Source organism: Paenibacillus sp. NPDC057934, assembly GCF_042887565.1.
In the GTDB taxonomy this organism is placed as follows: Bacteria; Bacillota; Bacilli; order Paenibacillales; family Paenibacillaceae; genus Paenibacillus_AQ.
In genome coordinates, this window is sequence record NZ_JBHVPB010000001.1 from 199841 (window position 1) to 222224 (window position 22384).

The following is a 22384-nucleotide window of genomic DNA, read 5'->3' on the forward strand; positions in this document are numbered from 1 at the left end:
TTTCTGGCATATCTCCGAGGCAGAGGGATCACTTGTAATGTCCGCCGATTTTGCCCGCCCGGTCCTTGATCAGTCCGGAGTCTGTGAAGGAAGCCGCCCGCCCGATAATCGTGTCACCGTACTTGTTCTTCAGGTTGTCGGTGGCCCGCTCCAGCTCCCGGTACCGGGGGCGGGACTCAAACAAAGTCAGCTGGTACTGGTTCTCATCGCTAAGCTCAGACAAACTGAGGTTCACCCGGCGTACAGGCTGGCCGTCCCAATGCCGCCGGAAGAGGGCGACAGCCGCTTCGTATACAAGGCTTGTGGCGTTGGTGGGATCACTCATTTTGCTTTGTCTGGAAAAGCCGGCCGGCGCTTCGAAGCTGGCACCTTGGCAGCCAACAGATACGACGGCGCCATTCACCGCGAGGCGGCGGCAGCGTCTGCATACCAGCTCCGCCAGTTCCAAGAGCACGGTCTTGATCTCTCCTAGCGTGTAATAATCGCGGGGCAGTGTCATCTGATGACCGACACTCTTGGGCGGAGCCTCGTAGGTCGCCGGATGCACGGGGCTATCGTCGATCCCACCGGCGATTCGCCAGTACAGCTCTGCGTCAATATCGCAGTTCTTGTGGAACTTCTCGCGCATGCGCCATTTCAGTTCTGCCAGGGGTATTTGGGCGAGATGGCCGATCGTTGCGAGGCCCATGCTGTGAAAATGAGCTGACATGCGGCGGCCCACCATGAACAGGTTGCCGATAGGCTGCGGCCAGAGCAGTTCCGGGAGCTGCTCGCGTGCCAGGGTGAAGAGGCCGCCCTTGATCTTTTTAGCCCACAAATCACAGGCCATCTTGGCCGTGACCTTGGAGTAGCTGATGCCGATCCGCGCATATACGCCGGTTTCTTTGGAGATTTGGTCCTGAATAGCGGCTGCAATCTGCTGCGGACTGCCGAACAGGGAGGTGCTGCCTGTAATATCTATAAACTGTTCGTCGATGGAGTAGGGCTCCACGAGGTCGCTGAAGGTGCGCAGAATGTCAGTGATTTGGGCGGAGACATCAATGTAATGCTGCATGCGGGGCCGGACCACGATGAGTTCAGGGCATTTGGCCAGAGCTTCCTTCAGTGTCTCAGCAGTGCTTACACCCAGTTGCTTGGCTAAGGGACAGGCGGCGAGAATAATACCGCTACGTCTGGCCGGGTCTCCGGCAACGGCGAGGGGTTTGCCGTTGTATTGGGGATTGGCGGCCTTTTCCACGGAGGCATAGAAGCTTTGACAGTCGGACAGCATAATGATGCGTTCTTTATTCATATTCGTCACTCTCCAGGTAAAGGCAGTAGAAGCAGATACGCAGAGACGTTATTTTGACGGGCGGGATCGTTGATTGTTATTATAATACGAACATATGGTCGTGTATATGCATATTTATTTCCATTCGTTTCAGTCTTGCAGGGTGCAAAGTCCGGTAGCGACTGCGCCGGAGGCGATGGTGAAGAGGGAGTGAACAAAGGTCTCCTTGGAGATTAGCAGGCCGCCAGCGCCAATGATCATAGCATCCGTCACAAAGATGATGACCCCGACGTTCAGTGGCACATAACGGGTAATAAAGTGGGCAAGCAGATCTGTGCCTCCAGTACTGGCTTCAAAGTGCAGCATCAGCCCCAGGCCGAGTCCCATCAGGAATCCGCCGATAATTGCACTTGAGATGGGTCCAAGTTCTATGTAATAGAGGAAGTAATACTGGAACGGGGCCACGATTTCAATGAGCAGGGATGAGCACAGCAGACCAATCAGGCTATTGAGGAAGACATCGCGGTTCTTGAGCCAGGCCAGCAAAAACACAGGCAGGCTGCAGACCACAATGGCGATTCCGATATTGATACCATACAAATAGTTGATAATGAGAGCTATGCCGATAATTCCGCCATCCAGAACTTTATAAGGGACGAGGAAAAAGTTGGTCCCTGCGGCAATAAGCAAACTTCCCAGCAAAATGATGGCGTATTTGGACCATGACCTCATATTCAACATCTCCACATTTAGGCATGTCATATGAATATGCTTGTCATTGGTAAAAAATTGCTTGTGAAAGAAGAAAAACTCTTACCGTGAACCTGTTATTACCATGGGACGCGTAAGCAGCGAACACCTTCTAATATGGAAAAAGACCCTGCTTGCGCAGGATCAGAAGAAAGGGATTAGACCGGAACGGGTTCCTGACGTTTAAGCTGCAGCGGGGGCGGGATGAGCCAGCCCTTCTGCTTGTTGATCCGCAGGAGTGCGAGTCCAAGGGAGGCCATGGCGGCGTGAATCTTCATGAAAAGGGCGCCGACATCCTCACGGATAGACATGCCCATAATCTGGCTGCATTCGACGAGGCTCATGGCCACCCCGGCAGACAGCGCAGCGGCAATCTCGGGATCGGAAAAACGGGCCCCAGCAGGAATATCTGCGAGCTTGGTGGAAGGTCGATCCGGCAGCGTAGGGGTAGGGAAGACGCCGCTGGTTTTAAGGAGCTTGTCACATTCCTTGATCTCCCTCTGGGCCTGATCCATCAGGTCATCAATAATTTTCTTCAAATCCTGATCGCCTGCATGATAATGGTAAGCCTGGAGGGCGGATAACGTCATTTTTGCTTTGGCGGAAAATTGCCACACACCGAATATTTCGCCATAGTGCATGGGTTCGTCTTTGGGATTGCCACTTAGAATGCCCATTGCGTATTGCTCCTTTATAAATAGTTTATGATCGTGTAAATAGCTTGTCCGGCAACAACTGTTTTATTCCACTATACGGAGGGAGGGAATTTAAGGCTTGCAGCAGTGGATAAATGAGGCTATATTATTAATAGTAATAATTACTATTAAATGAGCGGTAAGGTCAAGGAGCGAATAGAAGAAGATGGATTTTACATATAAAGTGCTGGAAAGTGATATCGACCTACTAGCCTCGGCGCTGTCCGAGACGCTTGTAGCAGTGGCTGTCAAAGGCGGAGAAGCAGAGGATATTCTGGAGCTTGGCGGACGGATCTGCGAGTATACCCCTAATTGTGTTCGCATCCGTGGGTTGTCATACAGCCGGGAGTTGTATGAATTTCGTGTTCTGACAGGCGGTTGAGGCTGGCAGAACACGAGAATGTAGCCCAACCACAACATAATGACGCCACCGTCGTCAAGCAGGAGCAATGATATAAGGTTACGGACTATTTGAAGCGTGCTTCACAGATGAACGGGTCTGATCTCATGTTGACATTACGATCGTTTGTATAAGAAATCGGGAGAAAAAGTGCATTGAACAAAGGATCAGCTGTAGGTTACCATTGTTCTTGTCATCATATGAGAATGATAATCAATTACAGTTGGGGTGGAGAAGGATGCTTAGATGGGGTCAAAAGGCTGCATGGACAGCTTTGTTAATGGTAGCAGTACTTGGGGTGACAGCTTGCGGGGCCAATAATACGCCTAAAGAAGCGGCTGCAACGAATAATACAGAGAAGACTCAGCCAAGTGCTGAGACGGCTAGCAAGGCCGAGAACACAACTGAAGACAATGCAACACGGACAGTAACCGATGAATTCGGAGAGGTGGAAATTCCGGTCCATCCGAAGCGTGTAGTCGGTCTATATGTTGAAGATTATCTAAAAGCACTGGGTGTCACACCGGTGGTCCAATGGTATCATCCGACCTGGGGCAAACAGGATTATCTTCATCTGGATGTTCCATTGTTTGATTTTAGCGGCAACTTGGAAGCACTGCTGGACCAGGACCCTGACCTGATCATCGTGGATGGGGGCGTAGACAAGGAGAAGTACGATCAGTATTCCAAAATAGCACCCACCTACCGGTTGAAGGAAGCAACTCTGCAGGACTCTACGGAGATCCTGAAGGCTGTTGCAGATGTACTGGGCATCCCGGAGAAAGCGGAGACAGTGCTGGCCGAATACAAGCAGAAGGTGGAAGACGGAAAGACTAAGCTGCAACAGGCGGTTGGAAAAGAAACCGTGGCGGTCATCCGGCTGAATGTTGCTGACAAGACACTGGCTCTGTTCGGGGTTAAGAACCGATTTACTGGCGTGATTTACAAGGATTTTGGACTTACTCCAATACCTATGGCAGCTAACATGACGGATTATCAAGCGATTATCTCTGAAGAGGTTATTCCTGAGCTGGGAGCAGATCATCTTATCGTATTCCCTGCCAACGGAACCTGGGAAGACCCGGAGAATCAGGAAGCTTACAAGACATTGGAAGGTCCGCTATGGAAAAACATCCCGGCGATCAAAAATGGCAAAGTGTATAAAATGGAGCGTTCCCACTGGCAAACGGGCGCCATCACCGCGAACTCTATGAAATTGGACGACCTGTTGAAATACATGGTGAAGTAAAACAAATATCAGAAGAAAGCTCTCGATTCCGGTTGAAGAGCTTTCTTTTTTGCTTTACACTGAATTAGTGAAAATCATTCTCAATTAAGAAGGGCGGAAGAACGCCGTGGATCATAGAGAGCCACCGGACAAGGAGGCGTTGTTATACGCTTTGAACCAAATAGAACTGTTAAACAGACCTGCACATTCCAAAGATATGCCTAAATTCTTTCAGGAATGGACCCTAGTGGTGGCAGTAGAAGGACAGGGAAGGCTGGTTGCAGATGGAACGGGATTTTCTCTAAAGCAAGGTACCGGATTTCTGCTTTCTCCTGGCATGGCGGGGGGATTGGAATGCGGGGCGCGGGGACTCCGCTATTATCAGATTGGTTTTGAAGTGATTGGGCAAAGTGAGGTGGGATATAGGCGGGTTAGCTTGGCGGAAGCTGGAGAACTGGTAGTGCCTGGACCAGTGGATTGCCAACCGTTCTCTAAGTGCCTTTTGCTGCTGGAGACCCTTCACCAAGATCAGGCCAGCAGCGGAGAGGCTGCCCGTCTTATGGGTCATATTCACTTTCTGGAGCTATTGCTGCTGCTCTATCGGCAGAGGACAACGGACAAGCATGAGCATACCGTTCGAAGTGCTGTAGAGCAGTCTATTGAGCATTTAAAACAGCACTATAATGAGGTCTGGACGGTAGACCGTTTGGCAGACATAGCCAAGATTGGACGTTCCCGTTACACCCAAATGTTCAAGGAGATTACGGGGCAATTCCCTCTGGATCACCTGAATGATCTGCGTATTGATCGTGCGCAACAACTATTGTTGATGACGAATGACCGTCTTTACGACATTGCCCAGACGGTAGGCTACAGCAACGAGTATTATTTTAACCGGCGATTTAAAGGGGCAGTAGGGGTTACACCAGGACAATACCGCCGCACCCATCAGGAGAATATCCGCGTGTTCGCCCCATTTATGGAGGACTATCTGCTGGCACTTGGTATCATTCCCGTTGCCCAGTATGCACACGCCCAGTGGGGCGTGCAAGACTATCTCGGCCTGCACCAGGTTCCGCCGTTCGAGATTTCGTCAGGGAACTGGGAGTCGCTCTCCCGTTATGAGCCTGAGCTGATCCTGCTGAATGACGGGTACCAACGCTGGAGCTTGGAGCAATGCCGCTCCGTAGCTCCACTATTCAAGGTGCCGATGATGAGCAGTGAGGACTGGCGCTCCACCCTGATGACCGTGGCTTCTGTGTTCGGAAGAACCGGCCAGGTAGACGAGATCATCAGCAGCTACGAGCGCAAAGCCCGGGAAGCCAGACACTTGCTTATCCGTTCTGTTAGCGATGAGACAGTAGCCTTTCTTCGACTTTCGGCTTGCGGGATTACGCTGTATGGCAGCGAAGACTTGGGCTACACGGCAGGCGTACTGCACCAGGACTTGGGCCTCCAGCCGCACCCATTGGTGCAGCAGTTAGCCCGGGGCGAGCGACGCATCAACCTTCCGCCAGACTTGTTAGCCCGGCTGGATGCCGATCACCTGTTCATTACCTTTGACAAAGGCGAAGGGGAGGGCCGGGAACTGCTCCAGACGGAGCTATGGCAAAGCTTGCCCGCGGTCCGGAATAAGCGCGTGTACGAGGTGGATTTTCTCAGCTGGATGAATTATGGGGTGTTGTCGCATAGAAGGAAGATTGATGATGTGCTGCAGGTGTTGGCTTAAAGGGATTTTAGGAAAAAAGAGAGTAGTTATGTTAGGAAGTAGGAGGCTAAACGTGATTAAAGCCGGACCCATTGGTCGGGCCTTTTTTAGTTTGTAATAGGATCGTATGTTCGCTATTATTCAAAGTAAATACTTGGAAGAAAACATATGGAGATGATGTGGAGTGCAATTAGGATGTACTTATTTAGTTGTTAAGGACATGAGCACAATTTCATTGCGGAATACCATTGCCCTGTGGAATCTGGAGTACGACTAAGAACTTCTAAAGAACAGTGGGGATGTACCTTCTCATTTTAATGAAGCGTATTTGAAATTTAAACAAGATCACGCTACCCAATATGGTAATAATGTGATTTTAAACTTCAATGTTCCTGACTTGCAGGAAGAGTATGAGCGAATTCAGTCATTAAATATTGGGACCGTAACCGAAATTCTATATATCAATGTTGTGCAGCCGTATTACTGCTTTATGCTGGATGATCCGGATAGGAATTTGATTGAGATTACAGAGGGAATATGTCGGAGAGTTAGAGCAAGGCTTCTTTATTTGTCGTTGACGTTACAGGCGGTGACCATCAGACCAAACGTATCAGATCTGAGGACACGGTATCGTATTCCATTTCTATCAGCGACCTCATCAATAGTCGTGGGGTTCAACCCTGTCGGCAAGAATGCGAAGATCGGTAAGCACACGTATTACCTCAGTGGATGGCAGATCAGGAATTACAGCCAAGATGATCAATTTAATAGAAGGTATTTAATTAACGTCTGATGCAGTAGGCCTGTCGTCGTGCCCTATTAACATAACATCTCAGGCGACTGATGAGGTATTTTCGTTTAAAAGTATCAAATCGAACATCTAATTGCACGGCTCTGATATTGCCTGGGTTTTTAATACGTCATAAGGGAAAAATACATATTTTTATTTTAAAGTGTGGTATTTTTGCTTAAAAACGCCCTTGAAAATGGCTCTTTTGGAGTGGAATAGAGAGTACTCAATAGTCGTGAAATCAAAAAAAGACAGGGAGATTATCCGTGCCTTTCAAGTTTTAAATTGCTAATTTTTTTGCCAACATCTTACTTGTTAATACAGTTGCTTGTAAAATATCTGCCATATCCTTTAAATTAACCTCTCTCTTTTTCAAATCAACAAAACTAACTTGATCAATGTTTACGACAACTCCACGATCAATACGAATGAAGTTTTGAGAAGTGAGAAATATTTGTAGTTCATCGAATGAACCTTCGTAACTCAATTTTTCATCTTTTAAATGTAAAGTTTTCACTAAATTATTTGGCTTTCCAGTACATGTTGTATAACCAATTTCGGAGAGGTTTTCTTTAACCCATTGCATATTAACCATCCAAATCACTCCTCAGATTGTAGTTGCATATAGTTTTTTCAAACTGTTGGATAATGCTTTCTCTCAACATTATTAGGGCTAGCATCTCGCCCTCTATCGCCTTTCCTATCACCATGACAAGACGGTTCTATTGCTTCCTGTACCAGTCTTAAATGGGCTTGTGTAAGCAATAGGAGAGAGTCAGCGGTTTAATCATCTGAAATCCATGATAAACTATTTATGGAAATTTGTGAATACATGAGATTATTCATTAGATTTGGCATGACTATATATCCAAGTTGTTCAGCGGATTGAATTTGGAATTCTGGTCACGCAGGGCCGTTCCCCAAATACTAAGATACTTTTGAGTGATATTAATTTGACTGTGACGAAGCATCTTTTGCAAAGTGAATACATCACATCCGTTCATTAACTTTCTATGAGAGAATGTGTGTCTGAACGTATGACAAGAAAGTCGGACATCCTTAAAATTCATCGCTGCTTTCAATCGTCTGAAGAGTGATTTAACAGATTCAACTTTAAGTTGTTCATTCTTCTTGTTGCTGGTAAAGACATATTCAGATAATGTTTTAAACTCTTGGCGGCAGAACACTTGGTATTCAGATAATTTTTTGATCAACTTATCAGTGAGCGGAATAGAGGACTGTTCACGTTTTTTGCCGTAAACCGTAACTGTGCCAGATTTGAAATCAATATCATTCCATTTCAGATTGATTAATTCGCCTAAACGTACACCAGTGCCTAACAAAGTAATATATTATAGCGGAGTCACGGTAGGCGTGGAACGTTCTGTTCCTGTTATTGATACGACGATAGTAATTTAGCATTTGAGTAATGTGATAATCACTAAATGCTTCAATTTTTATGTCTTCTTTGACATAGGAAAGACGTTTAATCGGATTTTGTTTGGGTTCGATGAATCTCAACTTCTTCAAGATAATTGAAGGGAATTTTGATTGTGTGGAGTTTAGAGTTTCTGGTTGTAGGATTGTTTTCACGTTCCTTTTGACAATACAGCAGGTAGGACTTAATAACCGATGGAGTAACATCCTCAGCATTAACAATTTCCTGCTGACCGCAAAAAGTTTGAAACTCTTTTAACGTAAGGAAGTAGGCGGCAACTGTTTTAGGGGATAGATTTTTGTATTCTCGATCATCCTTAAACTCCTGAACAGCAAATTTAAGTAACAAAAAAACCACTCCTTAATCAGAATTTGATGTCCTGATAAGTAAGTGGCTTCTTGGATTGGAAAAGTGTCCTGACATGAACACTATCTAATCAACACCTTATAAAGCGTTTAAACCCTTGTACAGCGTGTAATATAGGACGGATGGGGTTCGAACCCATGACCCCTACCCTGTCAAGATAGTGCTCTCCCGCTGAGCTACCGTCCTGCGACAAGAAATAATATATCATAGATTGGGCAAAGAATGCAATTGTTTTTTTAAAAAAGAAAAGATAGTTGCATTTTAACCATTGCTACACATTCCTTATAAGGGATATGAAATGCTAATAAACATTTATATTTTATTCAGCGGAGGTGGGTATTAGTTAAAACTGGTTCTATCATAGTGTTGAATGATTACATAATTATTTCTGTAAGGGGACTAGGTCATGCGAAAAGTAATACCAGTATTAATAATTATCATGTTATTTCTATTTACAGTTAGGACTCTTCCAAAACGAATCGGAGAATATGCTAATCCGGAGAATCCAGCAGTTCATTCAAGTGCAGAATTAGAAATTTTTGAAGCAGTTAAACAATTGGCGATAAACGCGATTAGCTTTCAAGGTATTAGCGCCGAGTCCTCGAAGAAATCTTATGAGGAGACAATTACCAGATTGGAGAAGATTTTCGGAAGAGTTCTTTGGTCATAAAGAATGTTAATAATCATCTTTTCCGCAAAGTGACGAGTGAATATTTCGCAGACATGGAGAAGCGTGGCATCCCAGATCGAAACAAAGAGCTGACTCACCCCCCCTTCATGGTTATGAGTCAGCTCTTTCTGTTTAACTGCCAGTAACATGACACAACGACGATAATCAAGCTAGTTCATTTGATCGGATATACCCGGAGCTCTTGTGCTTAATTTACTTTCACGAATGCATCTGCGAATTTTTGTCTGTCGGCCTTCTTAAAGTGGGGATCACTAATTTTTTCTCTCCAGATTTCATTTGAGGTAAGTGTACTGAAATCCACATTATAAAAGCTTTCTACTTCACCTTTTGTTAATGCAACAGAATAGGTTTTTCCGGCGAATGGTACTATCATGTCAATCGAAGCGGCGCCAGGGAACTGTTTGAATAAGCGGCTTGTTTCCTCCATTAGCAACTTATTGATCTTATCGCCAGTAGAAAAATAGTCCTCATAACGTTCTTTTGTGATATTTGAATTAGGTTTAGCATCTTGGAATTCTTTGAAATTTGAAAAATATTCAACTCTAATGTTATCTGTTCCCACATCAACTTTTTGGATGAATGTTCCACCAGTAAGGTTTGCGGCATACGCGAGAACATCGTCTTTTGATAAGGGGACTTGGTCCGCATCTTTTACCTGTGTTGATTCTGATGTAACCTCCGCTGTAGGCGCTGTCGTTGGAACAGCAGTTTCAGTGCTTACTGGATCGGCTACCTCTGTTGTCGTTGAATCATCATTTGCAACCCCGAGTATCATAATGATTAAAGACAATCCGGCAATAATAAAATACTTTTTTGTCGTGCTTTGCTTTCTTATTCTTGCTACCAGCCCTAGTATTAAAAACACTACAGCCGAAAGAAAGCCTAAGATACCGATAAACATCCACATCTCTATTTTGCCCCCTATATATGATGTTAATGATTATACTGAAATAAGGTGATATTTACTATTTTTTAAAATATGTATCAGTTGGCACGGGAAAGAAGCAAGCTTTAATAGAACAGAACCCTACGATAGGCGAATAATGACGCTGACATGTACATCCTGATCAGAGGGGGAGCTGTTCAGATAACTGCCTGCACCACCGGATCTTACCGGGGTTGTAGGATCGGATTTTACCGTGCTTTCTTCATCTTCATGCCGATACTGAATTACCTTGGAAGAGCCCGTGTTCACTGCGATGGTCATAGTCTCTACGCCGTAAGGAGGGTTATGCGGTCCTACAAATGTATTGACTTGTACAGTAACCTTGAATGCGAATCGGCCCGGCTGCAACCGTTCAACATCCAGTATTTTGGCATCATAGAGTCCGTATAATCTCGGAGAACCATAATAAGTGGCAACAGCGCTCTGGATGGCCGGATTTAGAGTAGACAAAAGGAGCTCGCTGTAAAAAAGATGATCAACTTTTCTCCCCACACTTGCAGTAACACATAATAAAAGACTGCAGCTTAGCAACATGGTCAAGATACGTTTTATCATAGGTCTCATGTGAATCATCATAGGCCTTGTGTTTTCCATCATAGCTCGTCCCGTCCTTGTGATTTTATAAAATTGAAAGTATTCCTACCATCCATCATCGTCATTTTCGGAGCTCCAGACTGAAACCCTTTCTCCATCCCCACCGTATTACCCGATACGCATATAATTGCTCCTCTATAATAGAAGGAGTTCCCAGATAATTATGTTAAAATACATAAATATACGTGTTGTATCCGGAATTTGGTGGTTATCATTCATACTAGAACGACAAAGGAGCTCGAGACTGTTGCCGCAAAATGTGCCGAACAAAAAATCTTCCACTCCGCTAAAATGGCTGGGCGGTGGGGCAGCAATGATCCTATTGAAGGGAAAGGCGATTCTGTCGCTGTTGAAGATAGGCAAGATTGCAGGCCCGTTACTTTCGATGATGGTGTCCATTTGGGCGTATGCGTTCATTTATCCGTGGAGCTTCTCGATTGGTATCGTCCTGCTACTGCTCGTCCATGAGCTGGGTCACGTGTTTGCGGCTAAGCGGATGGGGCTCCCCGTCAGCGCACCGTTATTTATTCCGTTTATGGGTGCTCTGATCGCGTTGAAACGGCAGCCGCTTGACGCCAAGAGCGAAGCGTACATTGCCTTCGGTGGTCCTATACTGGGCAGCGTTGGGGCGACAGCCGTGTTCGGGGCCGCGTATTACTTGGATAGCCCCTTGCTGTACTCCTTGGCTTACGTGGGATTTTTGCTGAATCTGATTAATTTGCTGCCGATTCATCCGCTGGATGGCGGACGTATTGTCACGGCGGTTACACGCTGGTTATGGCTCGTTGGACTTGTGGGCGGACTTGCGGTCATTATTTATCTGAAATCCATTTTGTTTTTGATTATCTGGGGCTTGTTCGCCTATGACTTGTATACCAAATACATTAAACGGCGCAAGCAGAGTAAGAGACAGTTCGTAACTCGTAGCTTCATGATTCCTGTGGAGCGTCTTATCCAGGAAGGGTATATGATTCCGGGGCCGGAACACAAGCGGGAGCTACCCTTTACAACTTATAGCGATTTGAACCACCAGCAATACATCGGGGTGAAGTGGGATAGTCTGGATTATTATGGTACAGCTATGCTGCCGCAGCAGGTCATCCTTGAGAAGGTGAAGGTCACTCAACTGGAGCGGGTCGAACTGGAGAATGGGCTGCATCTGAAGATGAGCTGTGAGATTGAATGTACGCCTTTTGAAAATGATAAATATTATGATGTGCCTGCCGCCACTCGCTGGAAGTACGGAATAGCTTATTTTGCGCTGGCGGGTTTCCTGGGCGGCATGATGTATATGGTACACCTGGTGGGGAATGTGAATATTTAATGGAACGGTAAGAGGAATTCAGAGGTTTGAAAATCTCCAGAACGGTTAATAGATTATGTTTCGACAATGATTAACGTCTGGAGATGATTTTTGTTGAAAAAAATATGGGGTATCGCTTCCGCGGTTGTCGGTATGCTTGTTACAGGTTCGGCAGGCGTATATGCTGGCAGCAATCTGCAGCAGATTAAAGCCTTTCTCAATTATGGCATCGCTATTCAGGTCAACGGGACTGCTTATGCACCAGTAGATAGTAGCGGCAAGAAGCTCACGCCAATTACTTATGAAGGTCTGACCTATCTGCCAACCCGTGCTATTGCCGGAGCGCTTGGGGTTCCCGTGTCTTATGATGCAGGAGCCAACAAAGTGATCATCGGCAGTGACTTGGGAACTACAGGCGGTTCACCGACAAGTAGTGTCAAGAAATCGAAGAATCTGCCTGCAGATTTTCCGGTAGCCGGGGATGCCATCATTACAGATTTGACCGATAGTGTAGTGGATGGTAAGAAAAAGGTTGTACTGGTTTATTTGACGAAGGACAGTATTGAGACTCTGGGGAAAAAGTATACCGATTACGTCGATGGCAAGAACATCACCCAAGCCTCGAAGGTTATAGACAAAAGTTCGCTGGTGATTACCGGTAAGCTGGGCGGGAAAAGCCCGGTGTCGATCATCGGGGGATTGTCTGCATCCAAGGCAGGATACACTGAAATCACGATTACATGGTCAGAAGGATAGAAGAAATTCGACTGCAGATATACATATATAGATAAGAAATGCAATATGAGCTGAACCCCATTTTTCGATTGCAAGCGGAGGGTGGGGTTTTGTTTTAGGCAAGATTATAACGGTGATTGGTCTTTATTTTTCCCCATTGAGAAGTTATAGCACGGTTTACTGATACCTCATATTCGAACCCGCTAATCCATTCTATAGAACGGGCAGTAATAAGGATTCCCGAAGTGCAATTAACGGCATTTTTGTACCCTAAATACTCTGTAGCTAAGGATTAGTGGGAATTAAGTGCAATATTGTATGTTAAATCCTCCGTAATGCCTCTTTTAGCACGATTTTTGGAAATTAAGGTACAAAAATGCTCTTAGTTGGGAAGATGGACTATTTTCCACTGCTAAGAAGACGGGTACAGGAGATTGGGTACAACAGCAACCGGAATTCCAAACATTCACAGAGGTGACGGCCAAGCCTTGAGTGGGAACCGTAAGTTCGTCTTATATGATCTTCTGTTTGAATTTAATGTCACTTAATAGGGCCTTGTTATAAAAACCTCTGAATCGTCAAAACTGTAGAGAAAGAGCTGCAGGAAAGGGCGAAAGGAGAATACCAATGAATACACAATTTTATCGGCGTAGGGGACTGTCAGCGTGGTGCTTAGGTCTATGCGCTGCTGCGCTTATCGGATTAACCGGGTGCAGTACGGATGCGCCGGCTTTGAGATACCAAGAGGTCAACAAGTTATCTACGCTGGATGGAGAGCTTGAGCACTCCCCGGAACCTTCGCCGGTGCTGATAGATGTCTACGACCGCTCGATCCCGCAGGAGGTCTATTCCGGCGATTAGTCTATATCGTGTTGCCAGTGCTGCCAGCTAGGCCTTAACTATACAGAAAAACGAATATTCTGTATAATAGACCGACTATTGTCTTTTACATAGAGAGGAGTTTTTAGGTCATGGCGGCAGAAATCGTACGTGTAACGAATGAAGAACAGCTCCGGCAGGGGTTTGATATTCGCATGAAAGTGTTCGTGGAAGAACAGAAGGTGCCGGAAGAAGAAGAGATCGATGAGTATGATGTGATTAGCCCGGATGTGCATCATATCCTATTGATAGATGACGGAATTCCGGTGGCGACAGGCCGATTGATCTATTACAAAGCAGCTACGGCCAAAATGCAACGGATCGCTGTGATGAAAGATTACCGCTCCAAGGGATATGGACGGGTGCTGCTCCTGGCGCTGGAAGAGCTTGCGCGTGAGCTGGGACTAGAATACTCCATTCTGGACGGACAATGCCAGGCTGAGAATTTCTATCGCAAGCTGGGATATGAAGTGATCTCAACAGAGCCGTTCTACGATGCAGGCATTCTGCATGTGCGGATGCAAAAAACACTCTAGTGTCAGCCTGGCCAAGCGCATATTTCAAAGATGCTGCGGACATGCTAAAGGTTGCCTGATGATGGCAAATCCATGTCCAAGGAGTTGATCTTGCGTGACGATCAGCGATGAACGCGAACGTTTTATAGCGACCCAGAAGAATGGGGATGGGGATCTGACGAGCTTTCAGACCTCGTCCGGGCGGGTGCTTGGTTACGAGCAGGCTCTGCAGGAAGTACAGGCTGGCAGAATTGCCGGAGTCAATGTATTTAAAAGCAAGGACGGTGCTCTGCATATCCGCGGAGATGCGGACGGTGACCCGACCAACAATTTGGATCAGCTTCCGTTATTTTAGCGGTGATATGTCATGGCCGGACAGGCGTCTTCTCGAAAGACGTTGCTGTTCGGCCTTTTTATTATACATAGGACCATGCTCATAGGGTGTACATCACATGCTGCTCCAGAAACTGCATCTCTCCGGTATGGCCTACATAATCCGGCTTCTCATCGCCATAGTGCATGAGGTGGATCACCCGGCGGACATCTTCCGGCAAGGATAACAATTCTTCCAGCGTCGTGTGAACATGTCCAGTTCCGGCGAGTTGACAGTCGTGCAGAATCCGGCGGATGCCCTGTTCCCGTACCATGTCGATCAGCAGTTTGGGCTGAAATATGATATCTGCACTGTAGAAAGTGTTGTCATTCACGATCAGGGAATAGCTATCTTTGCCCGGTACATGTGGGGTTTGTAGCAACTCCAGCACAATATCTTCCGACAGACGGTGGGGGATACCGGGACATAGCGGTCTAACCTCGAAGATATCCTCCAGTGAGGACACAACGCCTTGCTGATACATGCCGCCCATTAGCGTATGGTCCCACAAGGGCTCCACCAGAGCTTCCGGCAAAAGCAGGGTCATCTTGCGATTATATTTATGCCTCAGTGTAAGGGCCTGTTCTTCCAGTCCTCCGACATGGTCGGCATGGATATGGGTAATCAGGGTGGCGTTGACATCCCGGAAGGATCTGTTCAGCTCGTGCATTGCCAGCGGGGCCGTAACGCCGCAGTCAATCATTAAGGTATAATTCTTGTCCAGGAGAAGCCCGTTGTTGTTGAAATAGTTTTTGGCTAAGGCGTTGCCGGTGCCAAGCATCTGCAGGCTTATACTCATCGGAAGAACCTCCAATAGTAAGGGATAGACATACTATATCATGGGTTTGTTTGCGTGATGTTATCTAGATGAGGGACAGGAATGAAACTTTTTCCTGCCACAAGCGCAACTTGCAGGTAAGAAGCTAGTATACATTAACAGTATGAATTACTTGGGGGTTTCTAGCGATGAGATGGAAAAAAATAGCTTTATGTGTGCTCGTCTTTTCCCTGATGGGCGGCTCGTTACTATTCGCTGATTCGGTGAGCCAGAAGATTAAAGTCTGGAGCAACGGAAAAGAAATTACGGACGGCGGATATCTGATTGACGGGAAGACGTACATTCCTGCACGGGAGGCAGGCGGAGTTGTAATCTGGGATGGCTCCGGTAAAGTAACCATTCTCAAACCGAATGTGCATATTGTCCTCTTCAAGGGAGACACAGTGTTCGGCAATGTGAATTTGGGCAAGCTTAAGTTTAAGGTGCTTTCGCAGGTAGATAGTCTGACAGACGAGATTTCCTCGGTCAAGGTGACGATCACGGACCCGTCAGGAAATAGCAAAGACATCGACTCCCGCAACATGGAAGGAACGAAGAAAGAGGATTTCTGGTTCTCCAGCTCCGAGATTACGTATGATTTCAAGGAAACGGGAAAATACCGGGTAGGCTTCTATATCAGACCAACCAAGAATGGAGACTATGTTCTTGTGTCGGAGAAAGTCATAACTGCGCTAAATTAATAATGTTTGACTACTCCCAAAATTGACCTGAAGTTGTCCTACGTGTTACGATACGATTTGTAGGCTAATACAATTCAAAGTGAGGTATTTCAATGAGCGATCACAAACATGAGCATGGCCATGAACATGGGGAAGCATGCGGTTGCGGACATGATCACGACCATGAGCACGAGGAGTTTGTGCTGACCTTGACGAACGAGCAGGGCGAAGATGTAGAGATGGTACTAGTAGAAACGTTCGACGTAGGCGAGAAGTTGTACGCGCTGCTGTTGGAACGCGAAAACCCTGAGGCGGATGGTATTATTCTGCGTCTGGAAGAAGAGAATGAAGAAACGGTGCTTTACAATATCGAAGATGAAGCTGAATGGAAAGCTGTTGAAGAAGCATACAACGAGCTGCTTGCCCAGCAAGAATAGATTTTCGGTGATAGAAAAGGACTGTTCCAGGATTTTCCTGGCAGTTGATTCTCATAAGCAAAAACCCGATACTTTGCAGTATCGGGTTTTTGTATGGTTGTCAGCGGGCCCGGGGAGTGAGGAACCGATCAAGAGATCGGATCAGCCTCCACGATGACCTTGACGAAGTTGATGTTGCGATCTTCGGGACCTTTAACCGGCAGACCGATTTCTACGTGATCGATGATATAATCGATGTTATCCTGGGTAATTACTTCACCAGGGAGCAGAATAGGAATACCTGGCGGGTATACATAAATAAATTCCGCGATGATATATCCGGCTGATTCCCGGAATGGAACAATCTGAGTATCTGCGTAGAACGCATCTCTCGGAAGCAAGGCAAGCTGCGGAATTTCCGGCACCTGTACCTTGAGTTCGTAGATTTCACCTTTACTGTAATGAATGGCGGACAATACCCGGAGGGCAGCAATGAGCTTGTCCACAGATTCTTGGGTATCACCAGGGGTAATCAGGCAAAGAATATTATACATGTCGCTAAGCTCGACTTCGATGTTGTACTTATCGCGCAGCCAGTTCTCCGCTTCATAACCGGTAATTCCGAGATGGCGGACATGAATGCTTAATTTAGTGGGGTCAATATCAAAGGTTGCTTCCGTACCGAGAATTTCTTTGCCAAAGCTGTACAGACCATCAATGCCGTTGACAGCATCGCGGGCATAATTGGACAAACGAATGGCTTCCGCTGCGATCTTGTGCCCGTTCAGGGCAAGATTTCGTCTGGACGTGTCCAGAGAGGCAAGCAGAATGTAGGAAGTTGATGTCGTAGTCAGCATGCTGAAAATGGTCTGCACCCGCTGAGGGTTAATGAGACCAGTCTTCGCATTGACATTCAGCACTGAGCTCTGTGTCATGGAGCCGCCCAGCTTGTGTACGCTGGTTGCTGCCATATCCGCACCGGCCTGCATGGCCGAGATCGGCAGATCTTCATGAAAATGAATCAGTACTCCGTGCGCCTCGTCCACTAGTACGGGAATACCGTGACTGTGGGCCAGATTCACAATGGAACGTAGATCGGCACATACGCCAAAGTACGTTGGATTGATGACCAGAACAGCTTTGGCGTCCGAGTGACGCTTCAAGGCCCGTTCCAGGGCGCTGGTGGTTATGCCGTGATCTATCCCTAGATTCTCATCCTGAACAGGAGAGATGAACACAGGCTTGGCTCCGGATAAAATAATGGCCGACATAATAGACTTGTGAATGTTACGTGGCACAATGATTTTATCACCGGGCGAGCATACAGAGAGGATCATCGTCATGATGGCGCTGCTCGTGCCTTGTACGCTGTAGAACGTGTAATCAGCGCCAAAAGCTTGTGCAGCCAGCTTTTGAGCTTCCTCTATCACGCCTTTGGGCTGATGAAGATCATCAAGTGGCGCAATATTGATCAGGTCTATGGATAGAGCATTATCGCCGATAAACTCACGGAATTCGGCATCGGTTCCTTGCCCCTTCTTATGCCCCGGAATATGGAATTGAACGGGATTGCCGGCGGCATGCTTTTTTAGAGCGCTGAAGAGGGGAGTACGGTGTTGATTCATTTAATGCTGTCACAACCTTTCGTGAAGAGTAATTTTTCAAGCAGACATCAGTATAACAAATCAATGACCATAATACTAGGATGTGATAGAATGTCCGGCAAAGCACAGCGAATGCATATTAGTTTGACTTCGCCGTTTATCGTGAAAATGTGGGTTATCATCTTTTTAGTGGAGTTTGTAAAAGGATCTCTGCTGGTTGCCTTGCTCCCTGTCTATATGGAGCATATTCTGGGACTGTCGGTCACCGTCGTCGGTTTTTCCTTCGCGCTGCAATATCTCGGGGATAACTTGTTCCGCAGTCCTTCAGGCTGGGTGATGGAACGGATCGGGTACCGCTGGACAATGACCGGCGCGCTGCTCTTGATTCTGCTTGCGTTAACCTTGATTATCGTTGCTAAAAATGCGGCGTGGCTGTCGCTGGCCTGCCTCATTTTGGGGATCGGCACATCTCCGCTCTGGCCTTGCGTCATGACTGGTGTAACGGAGTTGGCCGGCTCTACGCAAAGTGGCAGCAGCGGCGCAGCTATGGGCGCCGTGGAAATGGCCTCTCTGGCCGGGACTGGCATCGGTCCTATTACCGTGAACTTTCTCATGGATCATGGCGGATACAGTTACCGCACGACCTTTTTCGTTCTGCTGGCCTGCGCAGTGGCTGTCGTTGCAGTGGCTCTTCTACTGCCTAAACGGATCGATCCAGCTCATCCGTCACCCGTCAAGGATACCAATGCAGTGGACGGCGGAGGATCATCATCCAAACAGATGAACCCGCTGCAGAGCCTAAAGCGTACGTTTACGCAGCTCAAAACCACCCTCAAGGTGAGCAGGCTGCTCTACCCGGCTCTCTTTCTGCAGGCGTTCGCCATCGGACTAATGACACCGGTAGTCACGCTGTTCGCGCGTACAGAGCTACATGTCTCGCCGAATCAGTTCAGCCTCCTGCTCATTGCCGGAGGTGGGATCACGGTGCTGACGCTTATTCCGGCAGGACGCCTTGTAGACCGTATCGGTACCACCCTGTTTCTAAACATCGGCTTCTTGCTGGCTGCGTTCTCTATGACACTATTCTCAATGGTACGCTGGCTGCCATTTGTCTTCGGCGCCGTGGCTCTGGTCGGTATCAGCTATGCGCTTATCCTCCCGGCCTGGAACGCCTTCCTGGCCAAGCAGGTGCCCAAGGGGGAACGCGGGACGGTATGGGGATTGTTCCTGACCCTCCAAGGTTCCGGAATGGTCGCCGGCCCGGTGTTATCGGGCAAGCTCTGGGATTCGGTAGGCCACGGAGTGCCCTTCCTGGTCAGCGCTTTTGTGATGCTGCTGTTGTTCGGTTTACACCTGCTTATCGTTCGTAGAACGGGTAGGAAGGTTCAGGCGCTCTGATCAGCTGTTAGATCAGGCAGGTTAAAAACATAAATTAGCCGCTTGTTGCACGGATGACTTCCGTACAACAGGCGGCTTTTTATACATATTAGAGCAGATGAAGTTGAAAGGAATTCTAAATTGTAAGAAAAAACGTTTGGAGCAGGGCCGTTGCGGGTAAAAATAGTCAATAAACCAAGTTACCGCTACATAAACTGGAGTATAAAATAAGTGTAAGACGAACGCAAAACGCATTTTGTTGCCAGTAGAGGTTCTGCGGTCATTGTTGCTTCCGCATCAACGTAGCTTAGGCTTGTGAAGCTGGCTTTGCCGGAGCAAAGCAGTCAGGGGGGAGTGCCATGAACAAAAACGACGAGGTGGAGTATTGCAATCTGGAGCTGAGGTTTGAGAGAGAGCATATCCAGGACCTGATTAAGGATTTGATTCAAGAAGGCTATTCCCTGTATTGGAGCGAGAACGAGAGTGTCTTTGTTATATCGGTGCGTACGGGACGCAAGCTAGTGAAGCTGCGCTTTCAGCGGATCAAGGAGGGCTACAAACTGGTCGGAGACTATATGATCCGCGATGCCCGCCTGTCCGAGTGGATGGAGAAGCTGATCGGTGACAAGCGGGGTCACGCCATCGTCAAGCGGTTCCGCGACCGGCAGATTATCATTGAGAATATTTTATTCGGTGAAGTGATCCGACTTGTGGAAATCTCCGGCTATCAGCAGCGTGTGCTGTACCAGAAGGGTCCGCTGCTGTCCGATCAGGAGCTGACGAAGCTGTTCTACTCGGTAGAAGGAGAGGAGCGGATTCGTTCTTGCCGGATTGAGGTTGACGAGCAGTTGGATCTGCTGAATGAGGCGCTGGCTGCCGGAGACACCGTACAGGCTGCCCGGTGCAAGGAGAAACTTGCTTTATTGACGAAGGAATTGAACATGCTGGAATGGTGAATGCGGACACCAAGAGCAGATCCGGAGGCACCCTGTGGTTGGGGGTGTCTTCTGTTTGTGCTGAATTTATACGTCCAGGGGGTTCACTTCTGTGCGTAAAAACGTTAAAATAGTCATTGTGAATCTATTCCTGCCGAGAGCATGAGAATAAAACGCTTTTCTATTTCGCCATGTGCTTTGCAGTCTCTGGCAAAGGGTGGTATTCTTACATATAGGCAAGTCAAGCTTGTCTATATTTCGACAGGAACGGACAGGCAGTACCTACAAAGGGAGACAATGTCGTTTCTTCTCGATTCTGCGAGAAAATGGATTTCACAAAAATATAGGGTGCAAAGGGTGGAGGACCAGATGGCAAAACAACAAATCGGCGTTATTGGCTTGGCGGTAATGGGTAAGAACTTGGCTCTAAACATCGAGAGCAAAGGCTTTTCCGTAGCGGCATTCAATCGTTCGCCTGAGAAGACTCATGAGCTTCTGAAAGAAGCGGAAGGCAAGAATTTGACAGGTGCCTTCTCCGTTGAGGAGTTTGTAGCTTCCTTAGAAACGCCGCGCAAAATTTTGATCATGGTACAAGCTGGTAAAGCAACTGACGCGACAATTGAGTCCTTGCTGCCACATCTTGACCAAGGCGATATCATCATCGACGGAGGTAATGCTTACTTCCCTGATACTGTTCGTCGCAGTAAAGATTTGGAAGAAAAAGGTTTCCGTTTCATCGGCGCAGGGGTATCCGGTGGTGAAGAAGGCGCACTTAAAGGACCTTCCATCATGCCAGGCGGACAAGAGAGCGCGTATAAGCTCGTAGAACCAATCTTGACAGCTATTTCCGCCAAAGTGGACGGAGAGGCTTGCTCTACATATATCGGACCGGACGGTGCTGGTCACTATGTGAAAATGGTGCATAACGGTATCGAGTACGGCGACATGCAGCTGATCTGTGAAGCTTACCAACTGCTTAAAGATGTACTTGGTGTGGATGCAAAAGAACTGCACAGCATCTTCAAGGACTGGAACAGCGGTGAGCTGGACAGCTACCTGATCGAAATCACTACCGACATCTTCGCACAATATGATGCAGAAACCGGCAAGCCAATGGTGGACGTTATTCTTGATTCCGCTGGCCAAAAGGGTACAGGTAAATGGACAAGCCAAAGCTCACTGGATCTCGGCGTGCCATTGTCCATGATCACTGAATCGGTATTCTCCCGCTTCTTGTCTGCGATGAAGGATGAGCGTGTTGAAGCCAGCAAAGTGCTGAGCGGACCTGAGACCACTCCATTCCAAGGTGACAAAGCGGAGTTCATCGAGAACGTGCGCAAAGCATTGTTCGCAAGTAAAATCGTATCTTACGCTCAAGGCTTTGCTCAACTGCGCGTAGCTTCTGATGAATACGGTTGGGATCTGAAATACGGCGAGCTGGCTAAAATCTGGCGCGGCGGTTGTATCATCCGTTCCCGTTTCCTTCAGAACATCACCGATGCTTACCAAAACAATGCGGATCTGAAGAACCTGTTGCTTGATCCGTTCTTCAAGGACATTATGAGCTCTTACCAAGATGCTTGGCGTAAAGTTATCGCATCTGCGGTTACTCTTGGCGTTCCCGTTCCTGGTTTCTCCAGCGCGCTGGCTTACTACGACAGCTACCGCACAGAGCGTCTGCCTGCGAACCTGCTGCAAGCACAACGCGATTACTTCGGCGCTCACACCTTCAAACGTGTGGACAAAGAAGGCGTGTTCCACCACAACTGGTTGTCTGCTGAGTAAGACAATTGGCATAGCCGTAACGGGCGGCCCGGAAGGCCCTGCAACAAGGGGAGCCTTCCGGGCTTTTTTTAAAACTATATATTTTATCC

Annotated in this window: 22 protein-coding genes, 1 tRNA gene and 1 pseudogene; 14 read left to right on the plus strand and 10 right to left on the minus strand. The window is 47.3% G+C overall.

The window, feature by feature from the left end:
• Positions 1-28: 28 nt before the first annotated feature.
• From ACFVRY_RS00945 to ACFVRY_RS00955, 3 genes are all read right to left on the minus strand, one after another.
• Positions 29-1291 (minus strand): DNA polymerase IV, encoded by a 1263-nt coding sequence (locus ACFVRY_RS00945; RefSeq protein WP_387496109.1) that lies wholly within the window; start codon positions 1289-1291, stop codon positions 29-31.
• A gap of 129 nt (positions 1292-1420) precedes the next feature.
• A complete protein-coding gene (locus ACFVRY_RS00950) occupies positions 1421-2002 on the minus strand; it encodes a YitT family protein (RefSeq protein ID WP_387496112.1) in 582 nt (193 codons plus the stop codon).
• Positions 2003-2178: 176 nt separating this feature from the next.
• Positions 2179-2697 (minus strand): DUF3231 family protein, encoded by a 519-nt coding sequence (locus tag ACFVRY_RS00955; RefSeq protein ID WP_387496115.1) that lies wholly within the window; start codon positions 2695-2697, stop codon positions 2179-2181.
• A 184-nt stretch (positions 2698-2881) separates the two neighbouring features.
• Here ACFVRY_RS00955 and ACFVRY_RS00960 point away from each other — a divergent pair, with 184 nt between their 5' ends.
• The 3 genes from ACFVRY_RS00960 (at position 2882) to ACFVRY_RS00970 (ending at position 6072) form a co-directional block, all read left to right on the plus strand.
• Positions 2882-3097, plus strand: coding sequence for a hypothetical protein (locus tag ACFVRY_RS00960; RefSeq protein WP_066370982.1), 216 nt, complete (start codon positions 2882-2884; stop codon positions 3095-3097).
• Between the two features lie 256 nt (positions 3098-3353).
• Complete coding sequence (locus ACFVRY_RS00965; protein WP_387496118.1) at positions 3354-4364, plus strand: ABC transporter substrate-binding protein; 1011 nt, start codon at positions 3354-3356, stop codon at positions 4362-4364.
• Positions 4365-4470: 106 nt separating this feature from the next.
• Complete coding sequence (locus tag ACFVRY_RS00970) at positions 4471-6072, plus strand: helix-turn-helix domain-containing protein (RefSeq protein ID WP_387496121.1); 1602 nt, start codon at positions 4471-4473, stop codon at positions 6070-6072.
• Between the two features lie 1049 nt (positions 6073-7121).
• Here ACFVRY_RS00970 and ACFVRY_RS00975 read toward each other — a convergent pair.
• The 3 genes and pseudogenes from ACFVRY_RS00975 to ACFVRY_RS00985 form a co-directional block, all read right to left on the minus strand.
• Positions 7122-7436: a LytTR family transcriptional regulator DNA-binding domain-containing protein gene (locus tag ACFVRY_RS00975; RefSeq protein WP_387496124.1), complete on the minus strand. Its 315-nt coding sequence runs from the start codon at positions 7434-7436 to the stop codon at positions 7122-7124.
• 265 nt (positions 7437-7701) lie between these two features.
• Positions 7702-8627 (minus strand): annotated as a pseudogene (locus tag ACFVRY_RS00980) (tyrosine-type recombinase/integrase).
• A 132-nt stretch (positions 8628-8759) separates the two neighbouring features.
• A tRNA-Val gene (locus ACFVRY_RS00985) sits at positions 8760-8831 on the minus strand.
• Between the two features lie 220 nt (positions 8832-9051).
• On the opposite strand from ACFVRY_RS00985, the gene ACFVRY_RS00990 reads away from it, so the two are divergent.
• A complete protein-coding gene (locus tag ACFVRY_RS00990) occupies positions 9052-9315 on the plus strand; it encodes a hypothetical protein (RefSeq protein ID WP_387496126.1) in 264 nt (87 codons plus the stop codon).
• 208 nt (positions 9316-9523) lie between these two features.
• Here ACFVRY_RS00990 and ACFVRY_RS00995 read toward each other — a convergent pair whose 3' ends face one another.
• Positions 9524-10243 (minus strand): hypothetical protein, encoded by a 720-nt coding sequence (locus ACFVRY_RS00995; protein WP_387496129.1) that lies wholly within the window; start codon positions 10241-10243, stop codon positions 9524-9526.
• A gap of 120 nt (positions 10244-10363) precedes the next feature.
• Positions 10364-10879, minus strand: a complete 516-nt coding sequence (locus ACFVRY_RS01000; protein ID WP_387496132.1) for a DUF3888 domain-containing protein — start codon at positions 10877-10879, stop codon at positions 10364-10366.
• 244 nt (positions 10880-11123) lie between these two features.
• Here ACFVRY_RS01000 and ACFVRY_RS01005 point away from each other — a divergent pair, with 244 nt between their 5' ends.
• From ACFVRY_RS01005 to ACFVRY_RS01025, 5 genes are all read left to right on the plus strand, one after another.
• On the plus strand, positions 11124-12200 hold the full coding sequence (locus ACFVRY_RS01005) for a site-2 protease family protein (protein ID WP_387496134.1): 1077 nt from the start codon (positions 11124-11126) through the stop codon (positions 12198-12200).
• Positions 12201-12293: 93 nt separating this feature from the next.
• Complete coding sequence (locus ACFVRY_RS01010) at positions 12294-12935, plus strand: stalk domain-containing protein (RefSeq protein ID WP_387496136.1); 642 nt, start codon at positions 12294-12296, stop codon at positions 12933-12935.
• Between the two features lie 606 nt (positions 12936-13541).
• Positions 13542-13775 carry a hypothetical protein gene (locus tag ACFVRY_RS01015; RefSeq protein ID WP_387496138.1) on the plus strand — a complete coding sequence of 78 codons (234 nt, stop codon included), beginning with the start codon at positions 13542-13544 and terminating at the stop codon, positions 13773-13775.
• Positions 13776-13885: 110 nt separating this feature from the next.
• Positions 13886-14329 carry a GNAT family N-acetyltransferase gene (locus tag ACFVRY_RS01020; RefSeq protein ID WP_387496140.1) on the plus strand — a complete coding sequence of 148 codons (444 nt, stop codon included), beginning with the start codon at positions 13886-13888 and terminating at the stop codon, positions 14327-14329.
• Between the two features lie 100 nt (positions 14330-14429).
• Positions 14430-14663 carry a DUF3892 domain-containing protein gene (locus tag ACFVRY_RS01025; RefSeq protein WP_387497711.1) on the plus strand — a complete coding sequence of 78 codons (234 nt, stop codon included), beginning with the start codon at positions 14430-14432 and terminating at the stop codon, positions 14661-14663.
• Positions 14664-14742: 79 nt separating this feature from the next.
• Here ACFVRY_RS01025 and ACFVRY_RS01030 read toward each other — a convergent pair whose 3' ends face one another.
• Positions 14743-15480, minus strand: a complete 738-nt coding sequence (locus ACFVRY_RS01030) for an MBL fold metallo-hydrolase (RefSeq protein WP_387496142.1) — start codon at positions 15478-15480, stop codon at positions 14743-14745.
• 167 nt (positions 15481-15647) lie between these two features.
• Here ACFVRY_RS01030 and ACFVRY_RS01035 point away from each other — a divergent pair, with 167 nt between their 5' ends.
• Positions 15648-16199 carry a copper amine oxidase gene (locus tag ACFVRY_RS01035; protein ID WP_066370890.1) on the plus strand — a complete coding sequence of 184 codons (552 nt, stop codon included), beginning with the start codon at positions 15648-15650 and terminating at the stop codon, positions 16197-16199.
• Between the two features lie 92 nt (positions 16200-16291).
• Positions 16292-16615 carry a DUF1292 domain-containing protein gene (locus ACFVRY_RS01040; protein ID WP_066370888.1) on the plus strand — a complete coding sequence of 108 codons (324 nt, stop codon included), beginning with the start codon at positions 16292-16294 and terminating at the stop codon, positions 16613-16615.
• 128 nt (positions 16616-16743) lie between these two features.
• Here ACFVRY_RS01040 and ACFVRY_RS01045 read toward each other — a convergent pair whose 3' ends face one another.
• Positions 16744-18219 (minus strand): aminotransferase class I/II-fold pyridoxal phosphate-dependent enzyme, encoded by a 1476-nt coding sequence (locus ACFVRY_RS01045; protein WP_387496146.1) that lies wholly within the window; start codon positions 18217-18219, stop codon positions 16744-16746.
• Between the two features lie 90 nt (positions 18220-18309).
• Here ACFVRY_RS01045 and ACFVRY_RS01050 point away from each other — a divergent pair, with 90 nt between their 5' ends.
• The 3 genes from ACFVRY_RS01050 to gndA all read left to right on the plus strand — a co-directional run bounded on the left by ACFVRY_RS01050 (position 18310) and on the right by gndA (position 22295).
• The gene (locus tag ACFVRY_RS01050; RefSeq protein WP_387496149.1) at positions 18310-19596 is read left to right on the plus strand and encodes an MFS transporter; all 1287 of its coding nucleotides are present in this window, start codon (positions 18310-18312) and stop codon (positions 19594-19596) included.
• 338 nt (positions 19597-19934) lie between these two features.
• Positions 19935-20531 carry a hypothetical protein gene (locus tag ACFVRY_RS01055; protein ID WP_387496152.1) on the plus strand — a complete coding sequence of 199 codons (597 nt, stop codon included), beginning with the start codon at positions 19935-19937 and terminating at the stop codon, positions 20529-20531.
• 348 nt (positions 20532-20879) lie between these two features.
• Positions 20880-22295, plus strand: a complete 1416-nt coding sequence (gene gndA, locus ACFVRY_RS01060; protein WP_387496154.1) for an NADP-dependent phosphogluconate dehydrogenase — start codon at positions 20880-20882, stop codon at positions 22293-22295.
• Positions 22296-22384 lie beyond the last annotated feature (89 nt).

Excerpts from the sequence above, each read along its gene's own strand:
- ACFVRY_RS00945 (WP_387496109.1), bottom strand. The coding sequence starts at position 1,291 with ATGAATAAAGAACGCATCATTATGCTGTCCGACTGTCAAAGCTTCTAT.
- ACFVRY_RS00950 (WP_387496112.1), bottom strand. The coding sequence starts at position 2,002 with ATGAGGTCATGGTCCAAATACGCCATCATTTTGCTGGGAAGTTTGCTT.
- ACFVRY_RS00955 (WP_387496115.1), bottom strand. The coding sequence starts at position 2,697 with ATGGGCATTCTAAGTGGCAATCCCAAAGACGAACCCATGCACTATGGC.
- ACFVRY_RS00960 (WP_066370982.1), top strand. The coding sequence starts at position 2,882 with ATGGATTTTACATATAAAGTGCTGGAAAGTGATATCGACCTACTAGCC.
- ACFVRY_RS00965 (WP_387496118.1), top strand. The coding sequence starts at position 3,354 with ATGCTTAGATGGGGTCAAAAGGCTGCATGGACAGCTTTGTTAATGGTA.
- ACFVRY_RS00975 (WP_387496124.1), bottom strand. The coding sequence starts at position 7,436 with ATGGTTAATATGCAATGGGTTAAAGAAAACCTCTCCGAAATTGGTTAT.
- ACFVRY_RS00990 (WP_387496126.1), top strand. The coding sequence starts at position 9,052 with ATGCGAAAAGTAATACCAGTATTAATAATTATCATGTTATTTCTATTT.
- ACFVRY_RS00995 (WP_387496129.1), bottom strand. The coding sequence starts at position 10,243 with ATGTGGATGTTTATCGGTATCTTAGGCTTTCTTTCGGCTGTAGTGTTT.
- ACFVRY_RS01000 (WP_387496132.1), bottom strand. The coding sequence starts at position 10,879 with ATGATGGAAAACACAAGGCCTATGATGATTCACATGAGACCTATGATA.
- ACFVRY_RS01015 (WP_387496138.1), top strand. The coding sequence starts at position 13,542 with ATGAATACACAATTTTATCGGCGTAGGGGACTGTCAGCGTGGTGCTTA.
- ACFVRY_RS01020 (WP_387496140.1), top strand. The coding sequence starts at position 13,886 with ATGGCGGCAGAAATCGTACGTGTAACGAATGAAGAACAGCTCCGGCAG.
- ACFVRY_RS01030 (WP_387496142.1), bottom strand. The coding sequence starts at position 15,480 with ATGAGTATAAGCCTGCAGATGCTTGGCACCGGCAACGCCTTAGCCAAA.
- ACFVRY_RS01035 (WP_066370890.1), top strand. The coding sequence starts at position 15,648 with ATGAGATGGAAAAAAATAGCTTTATGTGTGCTCGTCTTTTCCCTGATG.
- ACFVRY_RS01040 (WP_066370888.1), top strand. The coding sequence starts at position 16,292 with ATGAGCGATCACAAACATGAGCATGGCCATGAACATGGGGAAGCATGC.
- ACFVRY_RS01045 (WP_387496146.1), bottom strand. The coding sequence starts at position 18,219 with ATGAATCAACACCGTACTCCCCTCTTCAGCGCTCTAAAAAAGCATGCC.
- ACFVRY_RS01050 (WP_387496149.1), top strand. The coding sequence starts at position 18,310 with ATGTCCGGCAAAGCACAGCGAATGCATATTAGTTTGACTTCGCCGTTT.
- ACFVRY_RS01055 (WP_387496152.1), top strand. The coding sequence starts at position 19,935 with ATGAACAAAAACGACGAGGTGGAGTATTGCAATCTGGAGCTGAGGTTT.
- gndA (WP_387496154.1), top strand. The coding sequence starts at position 20,880 with ATGGCAAAACAACAAATCGGCGTTATTGGCTTGGCGGTAATGGGTAAG.